Consider the following 26,223-nt stretch of genomic DNA (forward strand, 5'->3'; position numbering starts at 1 on the left):
CGCCCTAGGACCAGTCGGCCACGAAATACCCCACGCCGTACGGCGCCTCGTCATACCGCAACTCCCCCTTCAGCGCCGCCCCCTCACCCGCCCCCGCGAGCACATGCAGCGGCGCGCGACCGGCTGCCTTGAGCTCCTGCGCCAGCTCCTCGTCCAGCGCGGCAAGGGCGGCGGTGTCGGCCGACCCCAGCGCCCGCGCCACCGCGGCGTCGAACGCCGCGGCCCGCTCGTCGAGATAGCCCGGGGCCTTCAGCGTCCGGCACGCGCTGCCGTCGGCCATCACCAGCAACGCGACCCGCTCCGACCCCGCGGCGAGCTCCCTTCCGACTTCTTTACACCGCTCGGCCTCGAGAGGTTCCCCCACGCCCAGCCCCTCGACCGGCGCGGTACCGCTCCACCCCGCGTGCTCCAGCAGCCAGGCGCCGACCGCGAGGGACGGCGGCAGCGTCCGCTCCCGGGCGGGGGCGGAGCCCGCCGCATCCGTATCCGCGGCGCCGAGCCGTACCTCAAGATCCACACCGAAGCCGCGGAAGGATCCGCCCGCCCCCTGGGGATGGGCCCCCCGTCCGGCCAGGTCGGCGGGTCCGGCCACGATCAACCGCTCCGGCCGCGCCGCCGCGACCACCCCGATCGCGTCGGCGCACGCCGCCCGCAGCGGATCCAGCTCGGGAGCGGCCCCCGCGGCGACCTCGGGCACCAGGAGCGGCGGGCACGGGCAGACGGCGGCGGCGATCAGCATGATCGGCAGCCTATCCGGCGGTTTCGGGCCGGGGTGCCGAGTCCCACAGCAGCTCGGCGACCCGGAACCGGTAGCAGTAGTTGCCGGTCGCGGCCTCCAGGACCATCAGGAAGACGTCCCCGTCCCGGTAGACCAGCTTGCGGTACGGATTGACCGGATGGCGCGGCTGGTAGTGCAGCGCCCGCTCACACAGCGCCTCCAGGGCCTCCTCGCGGGTGCCCCGGACATGCCCCAGCGCGGTGATCGAGTGGTTTCTGGCGCCCGGCCCCATGATCTGGAGGTAGTCCTCCATGAGCAGGCCCCACCACGTCGTGCCGTCCCCCGTTGTCACGCTCTCCCCCGTCAGCCGTACCGACCCCGAACGTGTCAGCCGGACCGAACGTGTCAGCCGTGTCGGCGGTGTCCTTCGCGTCCGTCGTGTCAGCCGCAGCCGCAGCCCGCGGCTGTCAGTCGCAGCCGCAGCCCGCGGCCGGTGCGGGCGCGGCCGCCGGGGCTCCGACGGTCGGCAGCCCGAGCATGACGCCCGCGGGCTTCTTCTGCTCCGCTGCGTTCCGCCGCTCCCATGCGTCACCCGCGCGGGTGCGCCGCACACCGCGGGGCGGGCCCTCGGCGAGCAGATGGTGCGGTGCGGCGTAGGTGATGTCGACCGTGACGACGTCACCGGGGCGCACCGGCTCCTCGGGCCGGGCGAAGTGGACCAGACGGTTGTCGGGGGCCCGGCCTGACAGCCGCCGGGTGGCGTCGTCCTTGCGGCCCTCGCCCTCGGCGACCAGCACCTCCAGCGTCCGGCCGACCTGCTTCTTGTTCTCCTCCCAGGAGATCTCCTCCTGGAGGGCGACCAGCCGCTCGTAGCGCTCCTGGACGACGGCCTTGGGCACCTGCCCGTCCATCTCGGCGGCCGGGGTCCCGGGCCGCTTGGAGTACTGGAAGGTGAACGCCTGGGCGAACCGCGCCTCGCGCACCACGTGCAGCGTCTGCTCGAAGTCCTCGTCGGTCTCCCCGGGGAAGCCGACGATGATGTCGGTCGAGAGGGCGGCGTCCGGCATCGCGGCGCGCACCTTCTCGATGATGCCGAGGTAGCGCTCCTGCCGGTACGAGCGGCGCATCGCCTTCAGCACGGTGTCCGAGCCCGACTGGAGCGGCATGTGAAGCTGGGGCATCACGTTCTCCGTCTCCGCCATGGCGGTGATGACGTCGTCCGTGAAGTCCCGGGGGTGCGGGGAGGTGAACCGGACCCGCTCCAGGCCCTCGACCTTTCCACAGGCCCGCAGCAGCTTGCTGAACGCCTCGCGGTCGCCGATGTCCGACCCGTACGCGTTCACGTTCTGACCGAGCAGGGTGATCTCGGTGACGCCCTCGGCGACCAGCGCCTCGACCTCGGCGAGGATGTCGCCGGGGCGGCGGTCCTTCTCCTTGCCGCGCAGCGCCGGAACGATACAGAAGGTGCAGGTGTTGTTGCAGCCGACGGAGATGGAGACCCACGCGGCGTACGCGGACTCCCGCCGCGTCGGCAGCGTGGAGGGGAAGGCTTCCAGCGACTCGGCGATCTCGACCTGTGCCTCCTCCTGGACGCGGGCGCGCTCCAGGAGCACCGGCAGGCTGCCGATGTTGTGCGTACCGAAGACGACGTCCACCCAGGGCGCCTTCTTCACGATGGTGTCGCGGTCCTTCTGGGCCAGGCACCCGCCGACGGCGATCTGCATGCCCGGCCGCCGCGCCTTGATCGGCGCCAGCCGGCCGAGATTGCCGTAGAGCCGGTTGTCGGCGTTCTCCCGCACCGCGCAGGTGTTGAAGACGACGATGTCGGCCTCGCCCTCGCCGGTGCCCTCGGGCGCGCGCACAAAGCCCGCGTCTTCCAGGAGGCCGGAAAGCCGCTCGGAGTCGTGGACGTTCATCTGGCACCCGTAGGTGCGCACCTCGTAAGTCTTCGCACTCATCTCAATCGACCAGGGTACGGGGTCCCTCGCCTCCCCCGCCCCTCCCTTCCCGGGAGCAAGCCTGGCAGGATCGCGGTCATGGCCGTCACCCTTCCGCGTCTCGACCGGCGCCGTGCCCTCCAGTCGGCGGGCGCGGGCCTGGTCGTCCTCGCGCTGCTGCTGTGGTGGCTGCTGCCGGTCGGCGGCGGGACCTCGCCCAGGGGGAAGGTCACCTTCGCGACCGGGGTCTCCACCGGGGTCTACGACACCTACGGCCAGATGCTCAAGCAGGACCTGGCCAGGGACCTCCCGGACGTGGACGTCGATCTCACGCAGTCCCGGGGCTCCCCTGACAACGTCGAGCGGCTGGCCGAGGGCAGGGCCACCTTCGCCATCGCCGCCACCGACGCCGTTGCCGCCTACCGCGGCAAGGCCGCCGACCGGCTGCGGGCGTGCGCCCGGCTCTACGACGACTACATGCAGCTGGTCGTGCCCCGGGGCTCGAAGGTGCGCTCGGCACGGGACCTGCGGCATCTGAAGGTCGGCGTGGGCGACGACGGCTCGGGCGTCCAGCTGATCACCCGGGCGCTGCTGAAGGCCGCCGGGGTCGACTTCCACAAGGACATCACGGCGGTCCGGGCCGGGATCGACACCATGCCGAAGCTGCTGCGGCAGGGGAAGCTGGACGCCTTCTTCTGGTCGGGCGGGCTGCCGACCACCGCGGTGCGCACCCTGGCCCGCGCCTATCCGATCCGGCTGGTCCAGCTCGGTGACCTCACCAGCCGGCTGCACCGGCAGGGCGGGGTGACGCGCTACTACCGGGCGGCGACCGTGCCCGCCGACGCGTACGCGGACATCCGGTGGCCGGAGCCGGTCAAGACGATCGCGGTACCGAATCTGCTGGTCACCACGGACCGGGTGGACACCGATCTGGCGGAGGGCGTCACCCGCACGGTGATAGAGAACCGGGACCGCATCGGCGCGCAGGTGCACGCCGCCCAGAAGGTGGATCTGCGGACCGCCGTCTTCACCGATCCGCTCGTCCTGCACCGGGGCGCGGCGCGCTACTACCGCTCGGTCAAGCCGTAGCCCCCGCCGGGCCCGGTCAGGCCCTGACCGGGCCCGGCCCGCCCTGGGGTTCGGTACGCGGAACGGTGATGGTGACCCGCAGCCCGCGCGGTTCATTGGGGGCGTAGGAGATCGTGGCGCCGCCCGCGGCCAGCAGGGCGCGGGTGATGGACAGGCCCAGGCCGGAGCCCGAGACGTTCTGGTGGCGGCCGCTGCGCCAGAATCGGTCGCCGATCCGGGCCAGCTCGTCCTCGGTGAGCCCGGGGCCGCCGTCGGCGACGGTGATGGCGATGGTGTCGCCCTCCGGCCGCACCGAGACCTCCACATGGGCGCCCTCCGGCGTGAACTTCAGGGCGTTGTCCACCACGGCGTCGAGGGCGCTGGACAGGGCCACCGGATCGGCCCAGCCGGTGACCGCAGCGGGGCCGGTGCAGGCGAGACCGACCTCCTCGCGCTCGGCGACCGGAAGCCAGGCGCCGACCCGGTCGGCGGCCAGTTCGGCGATGTCGGTGAGCCGGAGGTCCGCCGCGGAGTGCTCGGCCAGGGCGAGGTCCAGGAGGTCGTCGAGGACGCTGGCCAGCCGCTTGCCCTCGGTGCGCACCGAGGCGATCTCCTCGTGCCCCGGCGGCAGTTCCAGCGCCAGCAGCTCGATCCGCAGCAGCAGTGCGGACAGCGGATTGCGCAGCTGGTGGGAGGCGTCGGCGACGAACGCCCGCTGCTGCTCGAGGACTTCCTCGACGTTGTCCGCCATCTCGTTGAACGAGCGGGCCAGCCGGCGCAGCTCGGGCGGCCCGGAGGCGGCCGCGACCCGTGACTGCATCCGGCCGGTCGCGATGTCGTGGGTGGCCGTGTCCAGGACGCGTACCGGCCGCAGCACCCAGCCGGTGAGCCGGAAGGCGGCGCCCACCGCCAGCAGCATCGAGGCCGCCTCGCCCGCGCCGATCAGCAGCCAGCCGTGCAGGATGCGCGACCGCATGTGACCCGTGGGCGAGTCGGTGACGACGACGGCCACCACGTCCCCGTCCCGGACGACGGGGGACGCCACGGTGAGCCTCCCGCGCTGCCAGGGCCACACCTGGTGCGGATCGTGGCTGCGACGCCCGGCGAGGGCCTCGTCGAACGCCGCGGCGCCATCGCCGGTCCGGGGCAGTCGCCAGCCATCGGGCGCCTCGGCCATGGGAGGGGCGTCGCGATCGCGGTAGAAGACGCCGGCCCGTATGCCGTAGAGGTCGTGGTAGCGCTCGAGTTCGGAGCGCAGGGTGTCCCGGCGCCCGTCCCCGTCGGGGGTGGCCGTGCCCGACGGTCCTGCGGTGACGAACTGGGCCAGCGCGGCGAACCGCGCGGTGTCGTCGATCCGGTCGACGACCACCCTCTGCTGTTCCCGCGCGGCCAGGCTCCCCGCCAGCGGGAAGCCCAGCGCGAGCAGCACGCCCGCCATGAGGACGATGAGCAGCGGAAGGAGTCGAGTGCGCACCCAGGGATCCCCGTGGTCGTTTCAGGAGGCCGGAACGACGAGGCGGTAGCCCACCCCGCGCACCGTCTCTATCAGCGCCGGCATCCGCAACTTGGAACGGAGGGAGGCGATGTGCACCTCCAGGGTGCGCCCGGTCCCCTCCCAACTCGTGCGCCACACCTGGCTGATGATCTGCTCCCGGCGGAAGACCACCCCGGGGCGCTGGGCGAGCAGCGCCAGCAGGTCGAACTCCTTGCGGGTGAGGGAGACGGACGCCCCGTCCACCGCCACCTGGCGGGTGGCCAGTTCGATGGTCACGGGGCCGAGCCGCAGCGGCGGCTGGGGGCCGCTCCCGGGCTCCTCGGCGGGCACGGCGGGGTCCGGCGGGACGGTGCGGCGGCTGACGGCGTGGATACGGGCCAGCAGTTCCATGGTGTCGTAGGGCTTGACCACGTAGTCGTCGGCGCCGAGGTTGAGACCGTGGATGCGCGAGCGCACATCCGCCCGCGCGGTCACCATGATCACGGGAGTGGTGGTGCGCTTGCGGATCCGGCCGCACACCTCGAAGCCGTCCTGGTCCGGCAGGCCGAGATCGAGGAGGACAACGCTGAAGGGCGCGCCCGAGTCGGGCAGCAGGGCCTGGAGCGCCTCCTCACCGCTGCGCGCGTGGGTGACGTCGAAGCCGTGCCGGGACAGCACTGCGGACAGGGCCGCGGCGACATGGTTGTCGTCCTCGACGAGCAGCAGTCTCACCGGATCCCCGCACCACCTTCATCGCTCGGTTCATCACGTCATCACTCAAGGAATCACAAAAATTCATGAGGGGACTGGCGCCCCGTAGCCCCGGACCACGAACATGGCCACAGGGCATCCACGCCGATCGAAGCCCGGCCGTCAAGACGCTTTCGGTCACACAGTGGTTTCCGTTATGTAGCCGGTACGACACCGCCGCAGCCCCTTCACACAGAGTGTCCGGTCGCGGCCAGATCGTTATCCTCAATTTCAGCTCAGATGTAATGACGCTGGTCGAGACAGCTCATTAATGTCCTCCCAACCGAGGAGGACGGAGCGAGACGCCGATGAGCGAAGTATCGGTGACCAAGGACGCCACACCGGCGGCGAACGCGTTGCTTGCGCTGTCAGGAGTCAACAAGCACTTCGGCGCGCTGCATGTACTCCAGGACATCGACCTGACCATCGCCCGGGGCGAAGTGGTCGTGGTGATCGGACCTTCCGGGTCCGGTAAGTCCACACTGTGCCGGACGATCAACCGCCTGGAGACCATCGACGACGGATCCATCACGATCGACGGCAAGCCCCTGCCCCAGGAGGGCAGGGAGCTCGCCCGGCTGCGCGCCGATGTGGGCATGGTCTTCCAGTCCTTCAACCTCTTCGCGCACAAGACAGTGCTCGAGAACGTGATGCTGGGCCAGCTCAAGGTCCGCAAGACGGACAGGAAGGCCGCCGAGGACAAGGCCCGCAAGCTGCTCGACCGGGTGGGCGTGGGCACCCAGGCGGACAAGTACCCCGCCCAGCTTTCCGGCGGCCAGCAGCAGCGTGTGGCCATCGCCCGCGCGCTGGCCATGGACCCCAAGGTGATGCTCTTCGACGAGCCGACCTCGGCCCTGGACCCGGAGATGATCAACGAGGTGCTGGAGGTCATGCAGCAGCTCGCCCGGGACGGGATGACCATGGTCGTCGTCACCCACGAGATGGGCTTCGCGCGCTCCGCCGCGAACCGGGTGGTCTTCATGGCCGACGGGCGCATCGTCGAAGAGGCCGAGCCGGACCAGTTCTTCAACAACCCCCGCAGCGACCGGGCGAAGGACTTCCTGTCGAAGATCCTCCACCACTGATCACGCGGTGGCTCCCCCAGGCCGCCGCTTTGTTTCCGCGATGACGTACTGAAACCAAGGATGGGCACCATGAGCATGCGTAAGACGGCCGCGGCGGCCACGGTGGTACTCGCGCTGGCAGCGACGGCGACCGCCTGTGGCGGAGAGTCCGGCACCGCCGGTGACAAGCCGAAGGGCGGCGACGTCAAGAGCGGCACCTACAAGGTCGCCAAGGACGTGAAGCTGGACTCGCCGACCCTGAAGAAGGCGCAGAAGCGCGGCAAGCTGATCATCGGCGCCAAGGCCGACCAGCCGTACCTCGGCTTCGTGGACACCGCGGGCAAGCGCACCGGTTTCGACATCGAGATCGCCAAGATGATCGCCGCCGACCTCGGCTTCTCCGAGAAGCAGATCGAGTTCAAGACGGTCGACTCCAACGTCCGCGAGACCTCGATCTCCAAGGGCCAGGTCGACTACTACGTCGGCACCTACACCATCAACGACGAGCGCAAGAAGCAGGTCGGCTTCGCGGGCCCGTACTACGAGGCCGGCGCCGACCTCCTGGTCCGCAAGGACGAGAAGGGCATCACCGGCCCGGACAGCGTCAAGGGCAAGAAGGTCTGCTCGATCGTCGGCTCCACTCCGCTCCAGGAGATCAAGAAGTCGAAGTACGGCGCCAAGACCACCGAGCTGGGCAAGTACTCGCTCTGCGTCAAGCAGCTCCTCGACGGCCAGGTCGACGCGGTCACCACCGATGACGCCATCCTCAAGGGCTACGCCGCCCAGCGGCCCAGCAAGCTCAAGGTGGTCGGCAAGCCGTTCACCAAGGAGCCCTACGGCGTCGGCATGGACAAGGGCGACAAGGCGCTCCGCGACGCGATCACCGACGCGCTCGAGAAGCACATCAAGAACGGCGACTACAAGAAGGCGTACGACGGCACGCTCGGCAAGTCCGGCTCGTCCTACGTCGCGCCGAAGACCCCGCTGCCGCGCTACTGAGCCAGTCGCGTCACCGAACCTGCCGGGTCACCCCTGGCAGGATTCCCGTTCGCCCTCGAAGCCGGTGCGCTCCGCACGCCGCTGACCTGACCGCTACCGCGGAGAATCGATGAACGTACTCCTCGATCATTTGCCCGAGTTCCGTGAAGGGTTCCTGGGAACCCTTGCCATCACGGCGGCCAGTGCGGTGCTCGCTCTTGTCCTGGGCATTCTCATAGCCGGCTTCCGGGTGTCCCCCATTCCGCCCTTGCGCGCCTTCGGCACGGCCTGGGTCACCCTGCTGCGCAACACGCCGCTGACCCTGCTGTTCCTGATCGCGTTCTTCGTGATCCCCCAGATCTTCTTCTCGGGGACGAGCCCGTTCGTCCTCGCGATGGGAGCGCTGGGCTGCTACACGTCGTCCTTCGTCTGCGAGGCCGTGCGGTCCGGTATCAACACCGTGCCGCTCGGCCAGGCGGAGGCCGCCCGCAGCCTGGGGATGACCTTTTCCCAGACCCTGCGGATGATCGTTCTGCCGCAGGCCACCCGAACCGTGCTCCCTCCTTTGAGCAGCATCTTCATCGCTCTCACCAAGAACTCGGCCATCGCGGGCGCCTTCAGCGTCACTGAGTTGTTCAGCGTTTCGAAGCTGCTGAGCGACAAGGGTTACGCGATCGGCTGGATCTTCCTCTGGATCGCCCTGGCCTACCTGGTCATCACCTTCACCATCAGCGGTGCCTTCCGACTGCTGGAGCGCCGCCTGGAGGTGGCCCGATGAGTTCGAGCGTCCTGTACGACGCCCCCGGCCCCAAGGCCCGTATCCGCAACCGGATCTTCTCGGTCGTCGGTGCCCTGGCCGTGCTCGGCATCGTCGTCTACGCCGTACTGCGCCTCGATGCCAAGGGCCAGTTCGAGCCGGAGATGTGGAACATCTTCAACAACGCGGGTGTGCGCACCAACATCCGCGACGGTGTGCTCACCACGCTCAAGGTGTTCGCGCTGGCGGCGGTGCTGTCCCTGGCCCTCGGCGCCCTGCTGGCGGTCGGCAGGCTCTCGGACCACAAGCCGGTCCGGTGGTTCGCGACCGGCTTCATCGAGCTGTTCCGGGCCGTCCCGCTGCTGATCACCATTTACTCCCTGTGGCTGCTCTTCCTCACCTACAAGTCGGAACTGGGATTCAGCGGCGACGGCACAGCGTTCTGGGCCCTGGTCATCGGCCTGACCATCTACAACGGCTCGGTGCAGGCGGAGGTGCTGCGGGCGGGCATCAACGCGGTGCCCAAGGGACAGCGCGAGGCCGCCTACGCCCTGGGCATGAGCAAGACCCAGGTCATGGTGACCGTCCTCATCCCGCAGGCGGTCCGGGCGATGCTGCCGACCATCATCAGCCAGCTGGTGGTCACCCTGAAGGACACCTCGCTCGGCTTCGTCATCACCTATGAGGAGCTGCTGTACTCGCTCCAGCAGATGGCCGGGAACATCGTCGTCAACGACGAGAACCCCTACTTCCCGATGATCGTCGTCGGCGGTGTCATCTACATCGCGATGTGCATGGCGCTCTCCGCCCTGGCCACCTGGATCGAGCGGCGCGGCCGCCGGACCAAGACCGGTATCCCGGTCGCGGACGCCGCCCAGCCGCTGGCCGCCGGTGACGCCGTGGACCTCACCACGACGGACGCCCCGGGCGGCAAGACGGACTGACGATCGGTCGTATCGGAGTCCTCCAAGGGCGGTGGCGCGTGCGCCACCGCCCTTCGTCGCTTGACGCGGGCACCCGCAGTCGGTTGCATGCTTTCTGTGATCGCTCACCGGGTTTCAACTGCCAGTTTCCGTACGTCACGTACGACCCGCAGGGCCACAGGAACCGCACCGTGGACCCGGTGATCGTCGCCGGGGCGGGCCCGGTCGGACTCACCCTGGCCCTCGCCCTCGCCCGTCACGACGTGCCCGTCGTGCTCTTCGACGAGTCCGCCGACGCCGACGAGAACCGCCTCGCCCGCACCGTCGTTCTGCGCCAGGACACCGCCGCCCTGCTGGAGCGGCTGGGCTGCCGGGCCGCCGCCCGTACCGCGCCGTGGACCGGCTGGCGCACCATGCGGCGGCGGCAGCTGGTCCGGCAGCTCCCCCTGGCCCCGGGCCCCCTCTTCGACACCCGGCGCGGTATCGGCCTGCCGGGCGCCCGCGACGGCGACGACCAGGACGGCGGATCCCCGGACGACAAGGCGGCCGCGCCGCTCTCACCGGTGCACCTGCCGCAGCACGAGCTCACCCGGGCGCTGCGCGGTGCGCTGGCGGCCATCGGCGACGAGGACCTCGTCCGCATCGTCACCGGAACCCGGGTCGAGACCCTGGAGCAGGACGACCACGGGGTCAGTGTGCGCACCCGCGGCGCCCACGCCACCTGGTGGCGGGGCAGCCATCTGGTCGGCTGCGACGGGCCCCGGTCCACGGTCCGCAAGGCCCTCGGGGTGCGTTTCCCGGGGCGTACGGCGGTGGAGCGGCACGCGGTCGCCGTGCTGCGCGCCGAACTCCCCTGGCCCGGTGAGGCCCTGCTGCACCGCTCGCCCCCGTGGCGCAGCATCGACGCGGAGGTGACCGCGCGCCCGCTGCCACGCGGCCTGTGGCGGGTCGACTGGCTGCTGCCGCCCGGCCGCGACCTCGTCACCCCCGACGCCCTGCTGGTCCGGGTGCGCGACACCCTCGCGGGGTGGTGCGGGGACTCCGCACTCCCCTACGAGCTTCTGGACACCGGCGTGCACACCGTGCACCACCGGCTCGCGCGGCGCTGGCGCGTGGGCCGCGCCTTCCTGGCGGGGGACGCGGCCCATCTGCTCGGCGCGCTCGGCACCCAGGGTCTCGAGGAGGGGCTGCGGGACGTCGGCAATCTCGCCTGGAAGCTCTCGCTCGCCTGGCACCACGGCGCCTCGGACACCCTCCTGGACAGCTATCAGACGGAGCGGCGCGGGGCCGTCGGCGCCCGGCTGCGCACCGCCGACCAGGCACTGCCGCAGGTGCGGGCGTCCGGCGGCTGGCGCGCGGTACGGCGCAGTGTGCTGCCGGGCGGGGAGCGCGGCCATGACGCGCTGCTCACCGACGGGCACCTCGGCGGCGGGCCGCTGGGCGCGCCGCCGGTCTACGGCCGTTCGCCGCTGACGCCCGCGGCGCCGCCCGCGGGGACGGTCGCGGTGGGCACGGCGCTCGGGGCGCCGGTCGCCGATATCCTGGTGACGGCGCCGGACGGCTCAGTGGTGACGCTGCGGGAGCGGCTGGGCCGGGAACTGCTGGTGGTGCTGGTCGCCCCGGGGACCGGGGTGTGGGAGCGCCGCCACTGGATGCGGGCCGGGCTGATGCCGCGGCTGGCGGCCGCGGTCTCCACCCTGCCGATGCGGACGGAGCTGCTGGTCGCCGAGGAGTACCCGGGGGCGCCGGCCCATACGGTGCTGCTGGTCCGGCCGGACGGCCATCTCGCCGCGGCCCTGTCCGGGGTACGGCCCGCCGAACTGTACGCGTGCGCGGACGCCCTCCGGGGCGGGGCCAGGACACGGGACGAGGTGCCCCGGGACGCGGAGGCGACGGCGCGCCGGTAGCGCGGGCAGCGCGGGCAGCGCGGGCAGCGCGGGCAGCGGGGGGGTCCGGGTGACCCCGGCCCATCCGGCGCAGTTGACCTCGCCTTCCGGCGCATGTTTCACTGCGGAGCGTGACTGACACCTGCTTGCCTCGCTTCTGGCGGAGGGTCCATCTGGACCTCGTCCGCTATGCGGGCTGTGTGTGTCGTCCGTCCTGTTGATCCGCATGCCTCCCGCGCGGCCCGGCCGCGCCCCTTTCGCGATCATTCAGGACGGTTGCTGTGCCCGACGTACGCACTCCCTCCCCTGCCTCGGTTTCTCGCCCTTCCCCCGGTTCCCCCGGCCTTCCTGGTACAGCCGCGGCCCCCGCGCGCTCGTTCCCGGATCCCGGCCCGGCGGTCCCGCCCACCGAGGCCGACCTCCTCGACTTCGCCCGCCGCACGGCCGCCGACGCCGAGCTGGTCGCTTCGCTGCCGCTGGCCCCGGAGGACCGTACCTGGCTGCGGCTCGCGGGGCCGGGCGGCAGCGAGGCATGGCTGATCGGCTGGCCTCCGGGCACCGGCACCGGCTGGCACGACCACGGCGGCTCGCACGGCGCATTTGTCGCGGCCGCCGGTGAGCTCACCGAGCAGTCCCTCGCGGCGCGCCTGCCCACCGAGGGCTGGAGGACTCTCGAACTCGCCGATGACGTGGACCGCGAGCGGCGGCTGCCCGCCGGACAGGGCCGGGCCTTCGGCCCGCATCATGTCCATGAGGTGCTCAACGCGTCCACCACCCGGCACGCGGTCTCGGTGCACGCCTATTACCCGCCGCTGCCGCTGATGCGGCGCTACAGCCGCACCGGGCAGGTGTTGCGACTGGAACAGGTCGAACAGCCGGAGGAGTGGGGTTAAGGCCATGAGCACCACACAACGGACCCGGCGGAGCGTCGACGAGCTGCTGGCCGAGGCCCGAGCGGATCTCGACCGGATCGGACCCGCCGAGGCCGCGGCCGTCCGGGCCGCGGGCGGGCTGCTGGTGGACATCCGGTACGCGGCACTGCGCGAGCGCGACGGGACCATCCCGGGGGCGCTGATCGTCGAGCGGAACGAGCTGGAGTGGCGGCTCGATCCGAGTTGCGACCACCGGCTGCCCGAGGCCGCTCACCACGATCTGCCGGTCGTGGTGGTGTGCAATGAGGGGTACGCGTCCAGCTTCGCGGCCGTCTCCCTGCGGCAGTTGGGGCTGGCGCGGGCGACCGATCTGGTGGGCGGTTTCCAGGCCTGGCGGGCGGCGGGTCTGCCCGTGGAGCCACCCGCTTCCCCCTGACACCGCACGGGCGCGGACCCCCGAAGGGCAGGGTCACAGCCCCGGGGCACGGTCCCTGGACGGTCAGGCGTCCGGGGCAGTCAGTGTCCGGAAGGGTCAACGTCCGGTCCGGAACGGTCAGGCGTCCGGGACGTACTGCTCCAACAGCTCCGGGTCCTCTCCCTCCTCCTCCAGGGCGCGGCGCACCACTCGCAGCGCCAGCCCCTCCGCATAGCCCTTGCGGGCCAGCATTCCGGCGAGGCGGCGGAGCCGCTTCTCCTGGTCCAGGCCACGAGTCGCCCGCAGCTTGCGCGCGACCAGCTCGCGTGCGGTGCGCTCCTCCTGATCGGTGTCGAGCTGCCCCACCGCGTCGTCGATCAGGGTGGAGTCCACGCCCTTGGTGCGCAGCTCGCGGGCGAGCGCGCGGCGGGCGAGCCCCCGGCTGTGGTGCCGGGACTCCACCCAGGCGGCGGCGAAGGCGGCGTCGTCGATCAGCCCCACGTCCTCGAAGCGGGCCAGCACCTCCTGCGCCGCCTCGTCCGGGATGCCACGGGTCCGCAGCGCGTCCGCCAGCTGCTGACGGGTGCGCGGGGTCCCGGTGAGCAGGCGCAGACAGATCGCCCGCGCCTGCTCCTCGGGACTCGGCGGTGGCCCCTGCCCGGCCCTCGACGGGGAGGGGCCACCGTCGTCCGCACGGGCCGGTCGCTCCGGACCGCCCGGGTCCTGCGGCCATGCGGTCCGCCGGGTCATGGATCAGCTCTTGGCCGCGGCGGTCTTCGCCGCCTTGGCCCCGGACTTGGCCGCCGACGCGGGCGCGGCCTTCACCGGTGCGACAACCGGCTCCGCACCGACCGCCGCGTCCGCGCCGGGCTCGGCCGTGGTCTCGGGCTTGACGCCGATCCCGAGCTTTTCCTTGATCTTCTTCTCGATCTCGTTGGCCAGATCGGGGTTGTCCTTGAGGAAGTTGCGGGCGTTCTCCTTGCCCTGCCCCAGCTGGTCGCCCTCGTAGGTGTACCAGGCGCCGGACTTGCGGATGAAGCCGTGCTCGACGCCCATGTCGATCAGACCGCCCTCACGGCTGATGCCCTGGCCGTAGAGGATGTCGAACTCGGCCTGCTTGAAGGGCGGCGCGACCTTGTTCTTCACGACCTTGACGCGGGTGCGGTTGCCCACCGCGTCGGTGCCGTCCTTGAGGGTCTCGATCCGGCGGATGTCCAGCCGCACCGAGGCGTAGAACTTCAGCGCCCGGCCACCGGTGGTGGTCTCCGGGGAGCCGAACATGACGCCGACCTTCTCACGGAGCTGGTTGATGAAGATCGCGGTGGTCTTGGACTGGTTCAGCGCACCGGTGATCTTCCGCAGCGCCTGGCTCATCAGCCGGGCCTGGAGGCCGACGTGGGAGTCGCCCATCTCGCCCTCGATCTCCGCGCGCGGCACCAGCGCGGCCACGGAGTCGATGACAATGAGGTCGAGGGCGCCGGAGCGGATCAGCATGTCGGTGATCTCGAGCGCCTGCTCGCCGTTGTCCGGCTGGGACAGGATCAGCGAGTCGGTGTCCACGCCCAGCTTCTGCGCGTAGTCCGGGTCGAGGGCGTGCTCGGCGTCGACGAAGGCCACCGTGCCGCCCGCCCGCTGGGCGTTGGCCACCGCGTGGAGGGTCAGGGTCGTCTTACCGGAGGACTCCGGGCCGTAGACCTCCACCACCCGGCCGCGCGGCAGACCGCCGACGCCGAGAGCGACATCGAGAGCGGTCGACCCGGTGGGGATGACCTCGACGGGCTCGTTCGGCCGCTCGCCCATGCGCATCACGGCGCCCTTGCCGAATTGCCGTTCAATCTGTGCGAGCGCGGCGTCGAGCGCCTTCTCGCGGTCGGTTCCTGCCATGGGCTCCACCCGGTTTGCTTGAGTCGATCGCTTCACGTCCATGACGCTAGCGCCTGCCACTGACAAGCGGCCCGGACGTCCTCGGCCTGTGGATAACCGGCCGGGACTCCATGAGAATGGATGTTCGATTTTTGTGTCAACTACGCCGCGACAGAGCGTGGCGCACCCGCGCCAGGGCCGAGGCACCGCGCCGCCGCGTGCGTCCGTGCACCCGCGGATCGTCCGTCACGTCGTAGCGCTTGATGTACGCGCCGAGGAACGCCTGGAGCGTCGCGGTCGCCGGAATCGCGATCAGCGCGCCCACCGCGCCGAGCAGCGCCGTACCCGCTATCACCGATCCGAACGAGACGGCCGGGTGGATATCGACCGTTTTCGCGGTGATCCGCGGCTGAAGCAGGTAGTTCTCGAACTGCTGGTAGATCACGACAAAGCCCAGCACCCAGACCGCGTACCAGGGGTTGACGGTGAACGCGATCAGCATCGGCAGGGCACCCGCCAAGTACGTGCCGATGGTCGGGATGAACTGGGAGACCAGACCGACCCACACCGCGAGGGCCGGAGCGTAGGGCACGGACAGGGTCTCCAGCAGGACGTAGTGGGCGACACCGGAGATCAGCGCCATCAGCCCGCGCGAGTAGATGTAGCCACCGGTCTTGGCGACCGCGATCTCCCACGCGCGCAGCACCTCGGTCTGGCGGGCCGGGGGCAGCACGGAGCACAGGGCGCGGCGCAGCCGCGGGCCGTCAGCGGCGAAGTAGAAGGCGAACAGGGTCACCGTGAGGACCTTGAACAGCCCGCCGAGCACCTGTGCCGAGACGTCCAGCACATTGTTGGCGCTGTTCTTCACATAGCTCTGGAGCCAGTCGGAGTGGAGCAGGCTGTCCTGGATCTCCAGTCGCGACAGCTCGGTGTGGAAGGTGTCGTTGACCCAGCTGACCACCACGTCGAGGTACTTCGGGAACTCCTCGACCATGGTCACGATCTGGTCGGCCAGCATCGAGCCGAGCAGGGTGAAGAAACCCGCCACGGAGACGAGGATGCCGAGGAAGACCAGCCCGGTGGCCAGTCCGCGGCGCATTCCGCGCGCGGACATCCGGTCCACGGCCGGCTCTATCGCCAGCGCCAGGAAGAAGGCGATCAGGATGTTCAGCAGCAGCGAGGTCAGCCGGTCGAAGGCCCAGCTGGCGAGGCGGTAACAGGCCACCAGCGACAGCGCCAGCACCATCGCGCGCGGCAGCCAGCGCGGCATGCGCGCGGACTCCGCCGTGGACGGGTTCTCGGGGTTCACGGCAGTCGGCGCGGCGGCGGGGGTGCCGCCGTCGGCACTGGGCGGGAGGGTTTCGTCGGTCGGGGCCACTGGGCAAGTGTGGCGTACAACCGCCGAAAAAAACCGGCCACCCCCTCATTGGCCGCGCCGGACCGGTCACCGGCCCGGGCACGGCCGCCGCGGGGCGCTCCCCCGGCGTTTGTCGGCCCAGCCGGCGCGGAGCGGCCCTGTCAACCCTCGCTTGTCAGCACTTGTCAGCGCTTGTCAGTGGTTGTCAGTGGTTGTCAGCGGTTGTCAGCGCCTGTCTTCGGGGATGTCCAGCGCGGTGCACACCCCGCGCCAGATCTCCTTGGCGCTCCAGCCCGCGTCCAGGGCCTGGTGCACGGTCCGGCCGCCGAGTTCGGACATCACATGATCGCGCGCGAAGGAGTCGGCGTACGCCTCGCCGAAGTAATCCGCCATCCGCTGCCAGAAGACCGTCAACCGCATGCGCCCAGTATCGCGCTCGCGGGGTGCACCGGGGCGTGAGCCCCCTGCCGGGGGTGCCGCGCGCCCTACGGTCTGAACCATGGATCGATCCGTGAGCCTCTCCTCGTCGCCGCCCTCGCCCTCCTCCGCCCTCTCGCGTGCCGAGCGGTTCGTGTGGCTGACCGCCCGGGTGCTGGAGCAGCGCCGCTTCGCGTACCACTTCCTGGAGGGAGGCGCGGAGGCGGTCGAGACCGCGCTCACCGCGTACCTGGGGCCGGACGGCGGCTACGGCCACGGGCTGGAGCCGGATCTGCGCGGACCGGTGAGTCAGCCGCTGCACGCCGTGCATGCGCTGCGGGTGCTCGACGGGATCGGGCGCTGCGGCGGGCAGCGGATCGAGCGGCTGTGCCGCTATCTGACGGCCGTGTCCACCTCGGACGGCGCGCTGCCGGTGAGCCATCCCTCGCTGCGCGGCTATCCGGCCGCCCCCTGGATCCCGGTGACGGACGATCCGCCGAGCGGACTGCTCACCACCGGCCCGGTGGTGGGGCTGCTGCACCGCAACGAGGTGTGGCACGCCTGGCTGTTCCGGGCCACGGACTTCTGCTGGGCGGCGGTCACGGCGCTGGCCGAGGGCGCGCCCGGGCATCCGCACGAGATCGCGGCGGCCGTCGCCTTCCTGGACGGCGTACCGGACCGGGGGCGCGCCGAGGATGCGGCCGGGCGGCTGGGCCGCCGGGTGCGGGAGCGGGGGCTGGTGGCGCTGGACCCCGCGCGCGCCGAGGACGCCGCCGCACCGCCCGGCCAGGGCGGCCCCGGCCCGTACGCGCTGGTGCACGATCTCGCCCCGGCGCCCGATTCGCTGGCCCGCCGGTGGTTCACCGACGCGGAGGTGGACCGGTCGCTGGACATCCTCGCGGACGCGCAGCGGGAGGACGGCGGCTGGCCGGCCCGCCGGCGTGCGTGGGCGCCGGGGGCGGCACTGGAGACCCGGCCGGTGGTGACCCTCGAGTCGCTGCTCACCCTGCGCGCGTACGGCCGCCCGGTGTGAGCCCCGCAGGTGCGTTCACAGGGTGCGGACAGCGGCGGTGACGATGACGGCCACGGCGACCACCACCAGGAAGGGGGCGCGCAGGATCAGGGCGAGCGCCGCCGCCGCGAGCCCGGCCGCCCGCGCGTCCATCACCAGGCGCTGTCCGTCGGTGAAGGTCTGCTGGGCGGTGAGGGCGGCCAGCAGGGCCACCGGGACCAGCGCCGCCAGCCGTCTGACGACCGGCCGTTCCAGGGCACCGGCGGGCACCGAGAGGCCCAGGAGCTTGACCAGGTAGCAGCCGAGCGCGGTGAGGCCGATGGCGATCCAGGTGCTCATCCGGGCAGCACCTCTTCCCGGCCTTCTCGGCTTTCCCTGCTTTTCCGGTCTTTCCGGTCTTCCTGGCTTTTCCGGCCGCGCGCGGCGCGTCCGCGCACCACGAGGACGGCGGGGGCGGCGAGCGCGGCAGCGAGCACCGGCACCCCGGCGGGCAGCAGCGGCTGGCAGCCGAGGACGAGCAGCACACCGAGTCCGGCCACGGCGCGCTCGAGAGTGGAGCGGAGCATCGGTGCCAGCAGGGCGAGGAAGACGGCGGGCCCTGCGGCATCCAGGCCCCACGCGGCGGTGTCGCCGAGCGCGGACGCCCCCAGGGCGCCGATCAGGGTGGTGAGGTTCCACAGGACGTACAGGGTCAGCCCGGTGACGGTGAAGCCGAGACGGGCGGTGCGCCGGTCGGGCTGGGCGAGGGCGACGGCGGAGGTCTCGTCGATGACCCAGTGGGCGGCCAGGGGGCGCACCGGCCGGGGGAGGCCGAGCAGCCCGGACAGCCGCAGCCCGTAGAAGGCGTTACGCGCCCCGAGGAAGAACGCCCCGGCGGCGGCCGTGAACGGATTGCCGCCCGCCGCGAGCGCCCCGACCAGCGCGAACTGCGAGGCACCGGTGAACACCAGCAGACTCAGCGCACAGGTCTGCAACAGGCCGAGCCCGGCGCCCGCCGAGGTCACACCGAAGGCGAAACCGGAGAGCCCGACGGCGACACCGACGCCCAGGGCGTCACGGACGACGGCGGAGTCCGCCGCGGGCGCGGCGGACTCGTTTCGTATGTCTATCTGTTCTGGCACATCCCGAACGCTAGGCGGACGTATCCGGTCCGGTCTTGTACGTTCTTGCACGCTCGCGCCGGTAGGCGCCCGGTGGCACCCCCACGATCCGGGTGAAGTGCCGGTTCAGATGGGGCTGATCGGTGAAGCCGACGGCCGCGGCCGCCTCGGCCGGTGCGGTTCCCGCGTCCAGGAGGCGGCGGGCCCGGCGCACCCGGGCGTCGGTCAGCCAGGTGTGCGGCGGCATCCCGTAGGCGGCGCGGAAGGCGCGCAGCAGAGCGAACGGCCCGGTGCCCAGCTCGGCGGCCAGCCGCTCCAGGGACGGCGGGTCCGCCATCCGCTCCTCCAGCAGCGCCCGGGCGCGCACCGCGATCCGCGCACCCGCCGTGGGTGCCGTGCGCGCGGGGAGCGGGCCGCCGTGGTTGCGCAGCAGACGGGCGACGGCGACGCGCAGCAGACTGTCGGCGGCCAGGGCGTTGCCCTCCTCTGCGGCCCGGTGCACCTCGGTGACCAGCCGGGCGGTGCGCGGATCGTGGACGACGGGGGCCCCGAACCCGGCCGTACCGCGCAGGGCGGTGGTCTCGGCGGCGATGGCGGCGACCACGTCCACGCCCGGGTACAGCACGCTGTAGCTCCACCCCTCGGGCACCCCGGCCCGTCCGGTGTGCGGGGTGTCGGGGTTGATGAGGGCGAGCCCACCGGGCCCGGCCCGCTCCACCGCGCCGCGGTGGTGGAACTCCTCGACGCCCTTTGTGATCGCCGCGATCACAAAGGTCTCGTGGGTGTGCTGGACGAAGGTCTTGCGGATGTAGCGGGCGCGGAGCAGATCCACCCCTGGCAGCTGGGGGTGCCGCCAGTGCCGCGCGCTCTCACCTGTGCCCATGCCATCCATTGTGCGCCCCGGCTCCACCGCCCCTGACCTGCGGATCCGGTGGGCTGTCAGTGGTGCGGTGCACGATGGGGGACATGGCACGCTCGGCCCTCGACGGATTCTCCCCGGCCACCCGCGGATGGTTCACGGGTGCCTTCACCGCGCCCACGGCCGCGCAGGAGGGGGCCTGGCGAGCCATCGGCGAGGGGTCGGACGTGCTGGTCGTCGCGCCGACCGGCTCCGGCAAGACGCTGGCCGCCTTCCTGGCCGCCCTGGACCGGCTGGCCGGTGAGCCCCCACCCGCCGAGGCCAAGAAGCGCTGCCGGGTGCTGTACGTCTCCCCGCTGAAGGCCCTCGCGGTCGACGTCGAGCGCAATCTCCGCAGCCCGCTCACCGGGATCCGCCAGGAGTCCGTCCGGCTCGGCCTGCCCGAGCCGGAGATCCGGGTGGGCATCCGCTCCGGTGACACCCCGGCGGCCGAGCGCCGGGCGCTGGCCAGCCGCCCGCCGGACATCCTGATCACCACCCCCGAGTCGCTGTTCCTGATGCTCACCTCCGCCACCCGGGACGCGCTGCGCGGAGTGGAGACCGTGATCCTGGACGAGGTGCACGCCGTCGCGGGGACCAAGCGCGGCGCCCATCTCGCGCTCACCCTGGAGCGGCTCGACGAACTGCTCGACCGCCCCGCCCGCCGCATCGGGCTGTCGGCCACCGTGCGCCCGGTGGAGGAGGTGGCCCGCTATCTGTCCCCGCGCCGCGCGGTCGAGATCGTCCAGCCGCCCTCCGGCAAGGAGTTCGACCTGTCGGTGGTCGTCCCGGTCGAGGACCTCGGTGAGCTGGGCGGCTCCCCCGTGCAGGACGGTGAGACCGGCGAACGCCCCTCGATCTGGCCGCATGTGGAGGAGCGGATCGCCGATCTCGTCCAGGCCCACCGCTCCACGATCGTCTTCGCCAACTCCCGGCGGCTGGCCGAGCGGTTGTGCAACCGGCTCAACGAGATCGCCTATGAGCGCGCCACCGGCGAGGCGCTGCCCGAGGACCACTCCCCCGCCGAGCTGATGGGCGGGTCGGGGGCGGCCACGGGCGCGCCCACGCTGCTGGCCCGCGCGCACCACGGCTCGGTGTCCAAGGAGCAGCGAGCGCTGGTCGAGGAGGACCTCAAGGCCGGGCGGCTGCCCGCGGTGGTCGCCACCTCCAGCCTCGAGCTGGGCATCGACATGGGCGCGGTGGACCTGGTCGTCCAGGTCGAATCCCCGCCGTCGGTCGCCTCCGGGCTCCAGCGGGTGGGCCGCGCCGGTCACCAGGTGGGCGCGGTCTCCACCGGTGTGGTCTTCCCCAAGTACCGCGGCGATCTGGTCCAGTCGGCGGTGGTCACCGAGCGGATGCGCGAAGGGGCCATCGAGGCGCTGCGCGTACCGGCCAACCCGCTGGACGTGCTCGCCCAGCAGCTCGTCGCCCTCACCGCCATGGACAGCTGGGACGTGGACGAGCTGCTCGCCCTCGTCCGCCGTGCCGCGCCCTTCGCCTCGCTCCCGGAGTCGGCGTACACCTCGGTGCTGGACATGCTGGCCGGACGCTACCCCTCCGACGCCTTCGCGGAGTTGCGGCCCCGTCTGGTGTGGGACCGCGTCGCCAATACGGTCACCGGGCGGCCGGGCGCGCAGCGGCTCGCGGTGACCTCCGGCGGCACCATCCCCGACCGCGGGCTGTTCGGTGTCTTCCTCGCGGGCGCCGACCCCAAGAAGGGCGGCGGCAGGGTGGGGGAGCTGGACGAGGAGATGGTCTACGAGTCGCGGGTGGGCGATGTGTTCACCCTCGGTACCACCTCGTGGCGGATCGAGGACATCACCCGTGACCGGGTCCTGGTCTCCCCCGCCCCCGGCGTCCCCGGCCGCCTCCCGTTCTGGAAGGGCGACCAACTCGGCCGTCCGCTCGAACTGGGCCGTGCGCTGGGCGCGTTCCTGCGCGAGGTCGGCGCCCTGACGCCCGAGGCGGCCCGGGCGCGGCTGCTGGCCGCCGGTCTGGACGCCTGGGCCGCGGACAATGTCACCGCCTATCTCGACGAGCAGCGCCGGGCCTGCGGCCATGTGCCCGACGACCGGACCATCGTGGTGGAGCGGTTCCGCGACGAGCTGGGCGACTGGCGGGTTGTGGTCCACTCCCCCTTCGGCGCCCAGGTCCACGCCCCCTGGGCGCTCGCCCTGGGGGCCCGGCTGTCCGAGCGGTACGGCATGGACGCGCAGGTGATGCACGCCGACGACGGCATCGTGCTACGCCTGCCCGACGCCGATCTGATGGGCCTGGACCTCCTCGACGGCGATCCGATGGGGCGGGGCACCGAGTACGACACCGAGCAGTCCCCCGTGGGTGCCGCCGATGCCGTCTTCGACAAGGGCGAGATCGGCGGCATCGTCACCGACCAGGTCGGCGGCTCGGCCCTGTTCGCGTCCCGCTTCCGCGAATGCGCCGCCCGCGCCCTCCTGCTGCCGCGGCGCAACCCCGGCAAGCGCACCCCGCTGTGGCAGCAGCGCCAGCGCGCCGCTCAACTGCTCCAGGTGGCGAGCGAGTTCGGCTCCTTCCCGATCGTCCTGGAGGCCGTCCGCGAATGCCTCCAGGACGTCTTCGACGTCCCGGGCCTCACCGAGCTGATGGGCGACATCGAGGCCCGCCGGGTGCGGCTGGTGGAAGTCACCACCCCCGAGCCGTCGCCCTTTGCCCGCTCGCTGCTCTTCGGTTATGTCGCCCAGTTCCTCTACGAGGGCGACTCCCCGCTGGCCGAGCGCCGCGCCGCGGCCCTCTCCCTGGACTCGCGACTGCTGGCCGAGCTGCTGGGCCAGGCCGAGCTGCGCGAGCTGCTCGACGCCGAGGTCCTGGCCGAGCTGGAGCGCGAGCTGCAATGGCTCACCGAGGACCGCCGGGTCAAGGACGCCGAGGGCGTCGCCGATCTGCTGCGACTGCTCGGCCCGCTCACCGGGGCCGGGCTGGCCGAGCGCGGCGCCGACCCGCGGTGGGCCGAGGAGCTGGCGGCGGCCCGGCGCGCCATCCGGGTCCGGATCGCGGGAGAGGACCACTGGGCGGCCGTCGAGGACGCCGGGCGGCTGCGTGACGCCCTCGGCACAGCGCTGCCGGTGGGTGTCCCCGAGGCGTTCACCGAGCCGGTCAAGGACCCCCTCGGCGATCTGCTGGCCCGATACGCCCGCACCCACGGCCCGTTCACCTCCGCCCGGGCCGCCGCCCGCTTCGGCCTCGGCACGGCCGTCACCGACGGCGCCCTGCACCGGCTCGCCGCGAGCGGCCGGATCGTCCAGGGCGAGTTCCACCCCGCCGGCGTGGGCCAGGAATGGTGCGACGCGGCCGTCCTGCGGCGCCTGCGCCGCCGCTCGCTCGCAGCGCTGCGCCATGAGCTGGAGCCCGTACCGCCCGCGGCCCTGGCCGCCTTCCTCCCCCAGTGGCAGCATCTGGGCACCCACAGCCTCCGCGGTATCGACGGCCTGGTGCGCGCGATCGAGCAGCTCCAGGGGGCGCCGGTGCCCGCCTCCGCCCTGGAGAAGCTGGTGCTGCCCTCCCGGGTCGGCGACTACCACCCCACGATGCTCGACGAGCTGACCGCCGCCGGGGAGGTGGTCTGGGCCGGAGCGGGCGCGCTGCCCGGCAAGGACGGCTGGGTCACCCTCCATCTGGCGGAGACCGCGCCGCTGCTGCTGCACACCCCTCATCCGTTCGAGGCGAGCCCGCTCCACCAGGCCGTGCTGGAAGCCCTGGCCGGGGGCTACGGGCTGTTCTTCCGCCAGATCGCCGATCACGTACGCGCCGCCGGGCACGAGTTCCAGGACCTACAGCTCGCCGAGGCCATCTGGGACCTGGCCTGGTCCGGGCGGCTCACCGGTGACACCCTGGCCCCGCTCCGCTCCCTGCTGGGCTCGGGCCGCACCGCGGGCTCCACCGCCCATCGCGCCAAGCGCGCGGTCCCCCGGGGGCGCTACGGCGGCCTCGCGGTACGCACCGGTCGCCCCACCGCCTCGCGCGGCGGGCCGCCCACCGTCGCCGGGCGCTGGTCGCTGCTGCCGGAGCGCGTGTCCGACCCCACCCACCGGGCACACGCCCTGGCGCACACCCTCCTGGACCGGCACGGAGTGGTCACCCGCGGGGCGGTCGCCGCCGAGGGCGTCGAAGGCGGTTTCTCCGCCGCGTACCGGGTGCTGTCCGCTTTCGAGGAGACCGGCCAGGCACGCCGCGGCTATGTGGTCGAGGGGCTGGGCGCCGCCCAGTTCGCGATGGACGGCGCGGTGGACCGGCTCCGCGCGGTCAGCACCGCCCGCGACCGCGCCGCCGACCCCGCCCCGGGACCGGTCTTCGACGGGCGGCCGGGGCAGTCCGCCCGGCGCGCCGTCGTCCTGGCCGCCGCCGACCCCGCCAATGCCTATGGCGCGGCCCTGCCCTGGCCCGATCCGCCCGCGGACGCGGGCCACCGGCCGGGCCGCAAGGCGGGGTCGCTGGTGGTGCTCGTCGACGGCGAGCTGACCCTCTACATGGAGCGCGGCGGCAAGACCCTGCTCGCCTGGCCCTCGGGTCAGGCCGAGGCCGCCTCCCCCGAGGACGACGGCAGGCTGCGGGCGGCGGTCGAGGAGCTGGCCGGGTCGGCCCGCGCGGGCGCCCTGGGCAGCGTGACCGTCGAGCGGATCAACGGCGGTGCCGCGCTGTCGTCCCCGGTCGGCCGCGTCCTGGAGGCCGCCGGTTTCCACCCGACGCCGCGCGGTCTGCGGCTGCGCCCCTGAGAGGCCGCCCATGCCCGAAGGAGACACCGTCTGGCAGACGGCCCAGCGCCTGCACACGGCGCTCGCGGGCGCCCCGCTCACCGGATGCGATCTGCGCGTCCCCCGGCTGGCGACCGCCGATCTCACCGGCCGCCGGGTCCTGGAGGTCGTCCCGCGCGGCAAGCATCTGCTGACCCGCGTCGAGGGCGGTCTCACCCTCCACTCCCATCTGCGGATGGACGGCGCCTGGTATGTGTACGGCACCGGGGAACGGTGGCGCGGCGGTCCGCACCACCAGATCCGCGCCGTCCTCGCCACGGCCGAGCGCACCGCCGTCGGCTACCGGCTCCCGGTGCTGGAACTGCTGCGCACCACCGAGGAGGCCCGCGCGGTCGGTCATCTGGGCCCCGACCTCCTCGGCCCCGACTGGGATCCGGACGAGGCGCTGCGCAGACTGCTCGCCGACCCGTCCCGGCCCCTGGGCGAGGCCCTGCTCGACCAGCGCAATCTGGCTGGGATCGGCAATGTCTACAAGTCCGAGTTGTGCTTCGTGCTGCGGCTCTCGCCCTGGCTGCCGATCGGGGACGTCCCCTCCCCCGAGCGCCTGGTGACCGTCGCCAAACGCCTGCTGGAGGTCAACCGGAACCGCCGGGCCCGCGTCACCACGGCGCAGTCCCGCCCCGACCGCAGGCTGTGGGTGTACGGCCGCCCGGGGCGCCCCTGTCTGCGCTGCGGTACGCCGGTGTGCGCCGCCGACCAGGGACACGCGGGCCAGGAGCGCACCACCTTCTGGTGTCCGGGCTGTCAGCCGGAACCACAGGGGCCGCCGTCCGCACCCCGCTCATCGGCACCCACCAATTGACGGCCCGTCAGATCCAGTCGTACCGTCGCTCCATGACCCCCGCGTCGGCGTACGACCTCAGTGGCCGCACCGCCCTGGTCACGGGTGCGGCCGGGGGTATCGGGCGGGCCACCGCCGTTCTGCTCGCCGCGGCCGGGGCCGCCGTCCACTGCGCCGATCTCGACGAGGAGGGGGCGCGCCGGACCGTGGAGCGGATCACCCTGTCCGGCGGCAGCGCCCGCGCCCACGCGCTCGATGTCGCCGACCGGGGCCAGGTCTCCGCCGTCGTCAGGGCAGTCGTCCAGGATGGGGGCCGACTGGACGTACTGGCCGCCATCGCCGGGATCATGCACAGCAGCCCGGTGCTGGAAACCGACGAGGCCGATCTCGACCGGGTCCTCGCGGTCAACTTCAAGGGCGTGCTGTACGGCTGCCGGGAGGCGGCACGCGCCATGATCGCCCAGGGGACGGGCGGCTCCATCGTCACGATGGCCTCCGGCGCGATCGACACCGGCACCCCGGGGCTGCTGTGCTACGGCGTCGCCAAAGCGGCAGTCGTCCAGCTCACCCGGACGCTCGCGGCCGAGGTGGGTCGCCACGGCATCCGCGTCAACGCCGTGGCCCCCGGCTGGGTCCGCACCCCCATGACCGCGCGGAACAGCGACGAGGAGCGACGGCTCACCGAGGAACCCATGGCGCGGCGCACTCCACTGGGGCGGGTCGGCGAACCCGATGACATCGCCCACGCGGTGCTCCATCTGGCGTCCGGGGCCTCGTCCTTCACGACCGGCCAGATCCTGCGCCCGAATGGTGGAGTCGCGATGCCGTGGTGACCCTTCCGCCCCTTCGCCGGGGCGAGGGCCCGCAGTGCACCGGCAGCAGGCTCAGCCCCCAGCCGCCGACCGCCAGGGCGCCTTCCACGGGCCCGGCCGCGTCCGGCGACAGGGCCAGCCGGAAGACCGACCACCACCACAGACCGCCGAGAGCCAGCGCGAGCATCCACCGGACCGCCCGTCGGCCCAGCATGCCGGCCCCTCCCACGGCTGCCATGACTGCCTCCTTCGGGCGACGCTAGATGCCTGTTCGCACACGGCGGGAGGGCGCACAGGAGGCACGTCAGCGCGCTTTGGACACCCGCGCTCCCCCAGTCTGCCCAGCCGGACCGC

Annotated in this window: 26 protein-coding genes; 13 read left to right on the forward strand and 13 right to left on the reverse strand. The window is 72.4% G+C overall.

The window, feature by feature from the left end:
- Positions 1–4 precede the first annotated feature (4 nt).
- From HUT19_RS10905 to miaB, 3 genes are all read right to left on the reverse strand, one after another.
- A complete protein-coding gene (locus HUT19_RS10905) occupies positions 5–739 on the reverse strand; it encodes a class III extradiol dioxygenase subunit B-like domain-containing protein (protein ID WP_176180276.1) in 735 nt (244 codons plus the stop codon).
- 10 nt (positions 740–749) lie between these two features.
- Entirely contained in the window at positions 750–1,070 is a 321-nt protein-coding gene (locus HUT19_RS10910; RefSeq protein WP_176180277.1) for a hypothetical protein, read from the reverse strand.
- A 115-nt stretch (positions 1,071–1,185) separates the two neighbouring features.
- The gene (gene miaB, locus HUT19_RS10915; protein ID WP_176180278.1) at positions 1,186–2,676 is read right to left on the reverse strand and encodes a tRNA (N6-isopentenyl adenosine(37)-C2)-methylthiotransferase MiaB; all 1,491 of its coding nucleotides are present in this window, start codon (positions 2,674–2,676) and stop codon (positions 1,186–1,188) included.
- Between the two features lie 78 nt (positions 2,677–2,754).
- Between miaB and HUT19_RS10920 the strand changes: the two genes are divergently transcribed.
- Complete coding sequence (locus HUT19_RS10920; RefSeq protein WP_176180279.1) at positions 2,755–3,744, forward strand: TAXI family TRAP transporter solute-binding subunit; 990 nt, start codon at positions 2,755–2,757, stop codon at positions 3,742–3,744.
- 16 nt (positions 3,745–3,760) lie between these two features.
- Here HUT19_RS10920 and HUT19_RS10925 read toward each other — a convergent pair whose 3' ends face one another.
- Both HUT19_RS10925 and HUT19_RS10930 read right to left on the reverse strand, forming a co-directional pair.
- Entirely contained in the window at positions 3,761–5,197 is a 1,437-nt protein-coding gene (locus HUT19_RS10925) for a HAMP domain-containing sensor histidine kinase (protein WP_176180280.1), read from the reverse strand.
- 21 nt (positions 5,198–5,218) lie between these two features.
- On the reverse strand, positions 5,219–5,929 hold the full coding sequence (locus tag HUT19_RS10930; RefSeq protein ID WP_176180281.1) for a response regulator transcription factor: 711 nt from the start codon (positions 5,927–5,929) through the stop codon (positions 5,219–5,221).
- Positions 5,930–6,255: 326 nt separating this feature from the next.
- Here HUT19_RS10930 and HUT19_RS10935 point away from each other — a divergent pair, with 326 nt between their 5' ends.
- The 8 genes from HUT19_RS10935 to HUT19_RS10965 all read left to right on the forward strand — a co-directional run bounded on the left by HUT19_RS10935 (position 6,256) and on the right by HUT19_RS10965 (position 12,863).
- On the forward strand, positions 6,256–7,032 hold the full coding sequence (locus tag HUT19_RS10935; RefSeq protein ID WP_176180282.1) for an amino acid ABC transporter ATP-binding protein: 777 nt from the start codon (positions 6,256–6,258) through the stop codon (positions 7,030–7,032).
- A gap of 69 nt (positions 7,033–7,101) precedes the next feature.
- Entirely contained in the window at positions 7,102–8,010 is a 909-nt protein-coding gene (locus HUT19_RS10940) for a glutamate ABC transporter substrate-binding protein (RefSeq protein WP_176180283.1), read from the forward strand.
- Between the two features lie 109 nt (positions 8,011–8,119).
- Positions 8,120–8,767 carry an amino acid ABC transporter permease gene (locus HUT19_RS10945; protein ID WP_176180284.1) on the forward strand — a complete coding sequence of 216 codons (648 nt, stop codon included), beginning with the start codon at positions 8,120–8,122 and terminating at the stop codon, positions 8,765–8,767.
- Entirely contained in the window at positions 8,764–9,690 is a 927-nt protein-coding gene (locus HUT19_RS10950; RefSeq protein WP_176180285.1) for an amino acid ABC transporter permease, read from the forward strand. Before HUT19_RS10945 ends, HUT19_RS10950 begins: the two co-directional genes overlap by 4 nt.
- A gap of 170 nt (positions 9,691–9,860) precedes the next feature.
- A complete protein-coding gene (locus tag HUT19_RS10955) occupies positions 9,861–11,576 on the forward strand; it encodes an FAD-dependent monooxygenase (protein WP_176180286.1) in 1,716 nt (571 codons plus the stop codon).
- A 110-nt stretch (positions 11,577–11,686) separates the two neighbouring features.
- Positions 11,687–11,776 carry a putative leader peptide gene (locus HUT19_RS44235; protein WP_309471148.1) on the forward strand — a complete coding sequence of 30 codons (90 nt, stop codon included), beginning with the start codon at positions 11,687–11,689 and terminating at the stop codon, positions 11,774–11,776.
- Between the two features lie 60 nt (positions 11,777–11,836).
- On the forward strand, positions 11,837–12,448 hold the full coding sequence (locus HUT19_RS10960) for a cysteine dioxygenase (protein WP_176180287.1): 612 nt from the start codon (positions 11,837–11,839) through the stop codon (positions 12,446–12,448).
- A 4-nt stretch (positions 12,449–12,452) separates the two neighbouring features.
- Positions 12,453–12,863: a rhodanese-like domain-containing protein gene (locus HUT19_RS10965; protein WP_176180288.1), complete on the forward strand. Its 411-nt coding sequence runs from the start codon at positions 12,453–12,455 to the stop codon at positions 12,861–12,863.
- A gap of 117 nt (positions 12,864–12,980) precedes the next feature.
- On the opposite strand, the gene recX is transcribed toward HUT19_RS10965, so the two are convergent.
- The 4 genes from recX to HUT19_RS10985 form a co-directional block, all read right to left on the reverse strand.
- Complete coding sequence (gene recX, locus HUT19_RS10970) at positions 12,981–13,592, reverse strand: recombination regulator RecX (RefSeq protein WP_176180289.1); 612 nt, start codon at positions 13,590–13,592, stop codon at positions 12,981–12,983.
- A 3-nt stretch (positions 13,593–13,595) separates the two neighbouring features.
- Complete coding sequence (gene recA, locus HUT19_RS10975; protein ID WP_176180290.1) at positions 13,596–14,726, reverse strand: recombinase RecA; 1,131 nt, start codon at positions 14,724–14,726, stop codon at positions 13,596–13,598.
- A gap of 136 nt (positions 14,727–14,862) precedes the next feature.
- Positions 14,863–16,014, reverse strand: a complete 1,152-nt coding sequence (locus tag HUT19_RS10980; RefSeq protein WP_254886150.1) for an AI-2E family transporter — start codon at positions 16,012–16,014, stop codon at positions 14,863–14,865.
- Between the two features lie 273 nt (positions 16,015–16,287).
- Positions 16,288–16,482, reverse strand: a complete 195-nt coding sequence (locus tag HUT19_RS10985) for a DUF3046 domain-containing protein (protein ID WP_176180292.1) — start codon at positions 16,480–16,482, stop codon at positions 16,288–16,290.
- Positions 16,483–16,561: 79 nt separating this feature from the next.
- On the opposite strand from HUT19_RS10985, the gene HUT19_RS10990 reads away from it, so the two are divergent.
- The gene (locus tag HUT19_RS10990; RefSeq protein WP_176180293.1) at positions 16,562–17,512 is read left to right on the forward strand and encodes a hypothetical protein; all 951 of its coding nucleotides are present in this window, start codon (positions 16,562–16,564) and stop codon (positions 17,510–17,512) included.
- Positions 17,513–17,527: 15 nt separating this feature from the next.
- Here the strand turns inward: HUT19_RS10990 and HUT19_RS10995 are convergent, their stop codons facing one another.
- Genes HUT19_RS10995 through HUT19_RS11005 form a run of 3 tightly spaced genes read right to left on the reverse strand, consistent with a single transcriptional unit; the run spans position 17,528 to position 19,474 of the window.
- On the reverse strand, positions 17,528–17,830 hold the full coding sequence (locus HUT19_RS10995; RefSeq protein ID WP_176180294.1) for an AzlD domain-containing protein: 303 nt from the start codon (positions 17,828–17,830) through the stop codon (positions 17,528–17,530).
- The gene (locus HUT19_RS11000; RefSeq protein ID WP_176180295.1) at positions 17,827–18,612 is read right to left on the reverse strand and encodes an AzlC family ABC transporter permease; all 786 of its coding nucleotides are present in this window, start codon (positions 18,610–18,612) and stop codon (positions 17,827–17,829) included. The genes HUT19_RS10995 and HUT19_RS11000 overlap by 4 nt, the downstream gene beginning before the upstream one ends.
- Positions 18,613–18,622: 10 nt before the next feature.
- Positions 18,623–19,474 carry an AraC family transcriptional regulator gene (locus HUT19_RS11005; protein WP_176180296.1) on the reverse strand — a complete coding sequence of 284 codons (852 nt, stop codon included), beginning with the start codon at positions 19,472–19,474 and terminating at the stop codon, positions 18,623–18,625.
- Between the two features lie 83 nt (positions 19,475–19,557).
- Between HUT19_RS11005 and HUT19_RS11010 the strand changes: the two genes are divergently transcribed.
- The 3 genes from HUT19_RS11010 to HUT19_RS11020 are packed head-to-tail and all read left to right on the forward strand — an operon-like array spanning position 19,558 to position 25,890.
- Positions 19,558–24,237 carry an ATP-dependent helicase gene (locus HUT19_RS11010; protein ID WP_176180297.1) on the forward strand — a complete coding sequence of 1,560 codons (4,680 nt, stop codon included), beginning with the start codon at positions 19,558–19,560 and terminating at the stop codon, positions 24,235–24,237.
- Positions 24,238–24,247: 10 nt separating this feature from the next.
- Positions 24,248–25,078: an Fpg/Nei family DNA glycosylase gene (locus HUT19_RS11015; RefSeq protein ID WP_176180298.1), complete on the forward strand. Its 831-nt coding sequence runs from the start codon at positions 24,248–24,250 to the stop codon at positions 25,076–25,078.
- Positions 25,079–25,110: 32 nt separating this feature from the next.
- Positions 25,111–25,890 (forward strand): SDR family NAD(P)-dependent oxidoreductase, encoded by a 780-nt coding sequence (locus HUT19_RS11020; protein ID WP_176180299.1) that lies wholly within the window; start codon positions 25,111–25,113, stop codon positions 25,888–25,890.
- Here the strand turns inward: HUT19_RS11020 and HUT19_RS42930 are convergent.
- Positions 25,838–26,107 carry a hypothetical protein gene (locus tag HUT19_RS42930; protein ID WP_254885528.1) on the reverse strand — a complete coding sequence of 90 codons (270 nt, stop codon included), beginning with the start codon at positions 26,105–26,107 and terminating at the stop codon, positions 25,838–25,840. The two genes, HUT19_RS11020 and HUT19_RS42930, sit on opposite strands and share 53 nt — an antisense overlap.
- Positions 26,108–26,223 lie beyond the last annotated feature (116 nt).

Origin of the sequence: Streptomyces sp. NA02950 (assembly GCF_013364155.1) — a bacterium.
Lineage (GTDB): Bacteria > Actinomycetota > Actinomycetes > Streptomycetales > Streptomycetaceae > Streptomyces.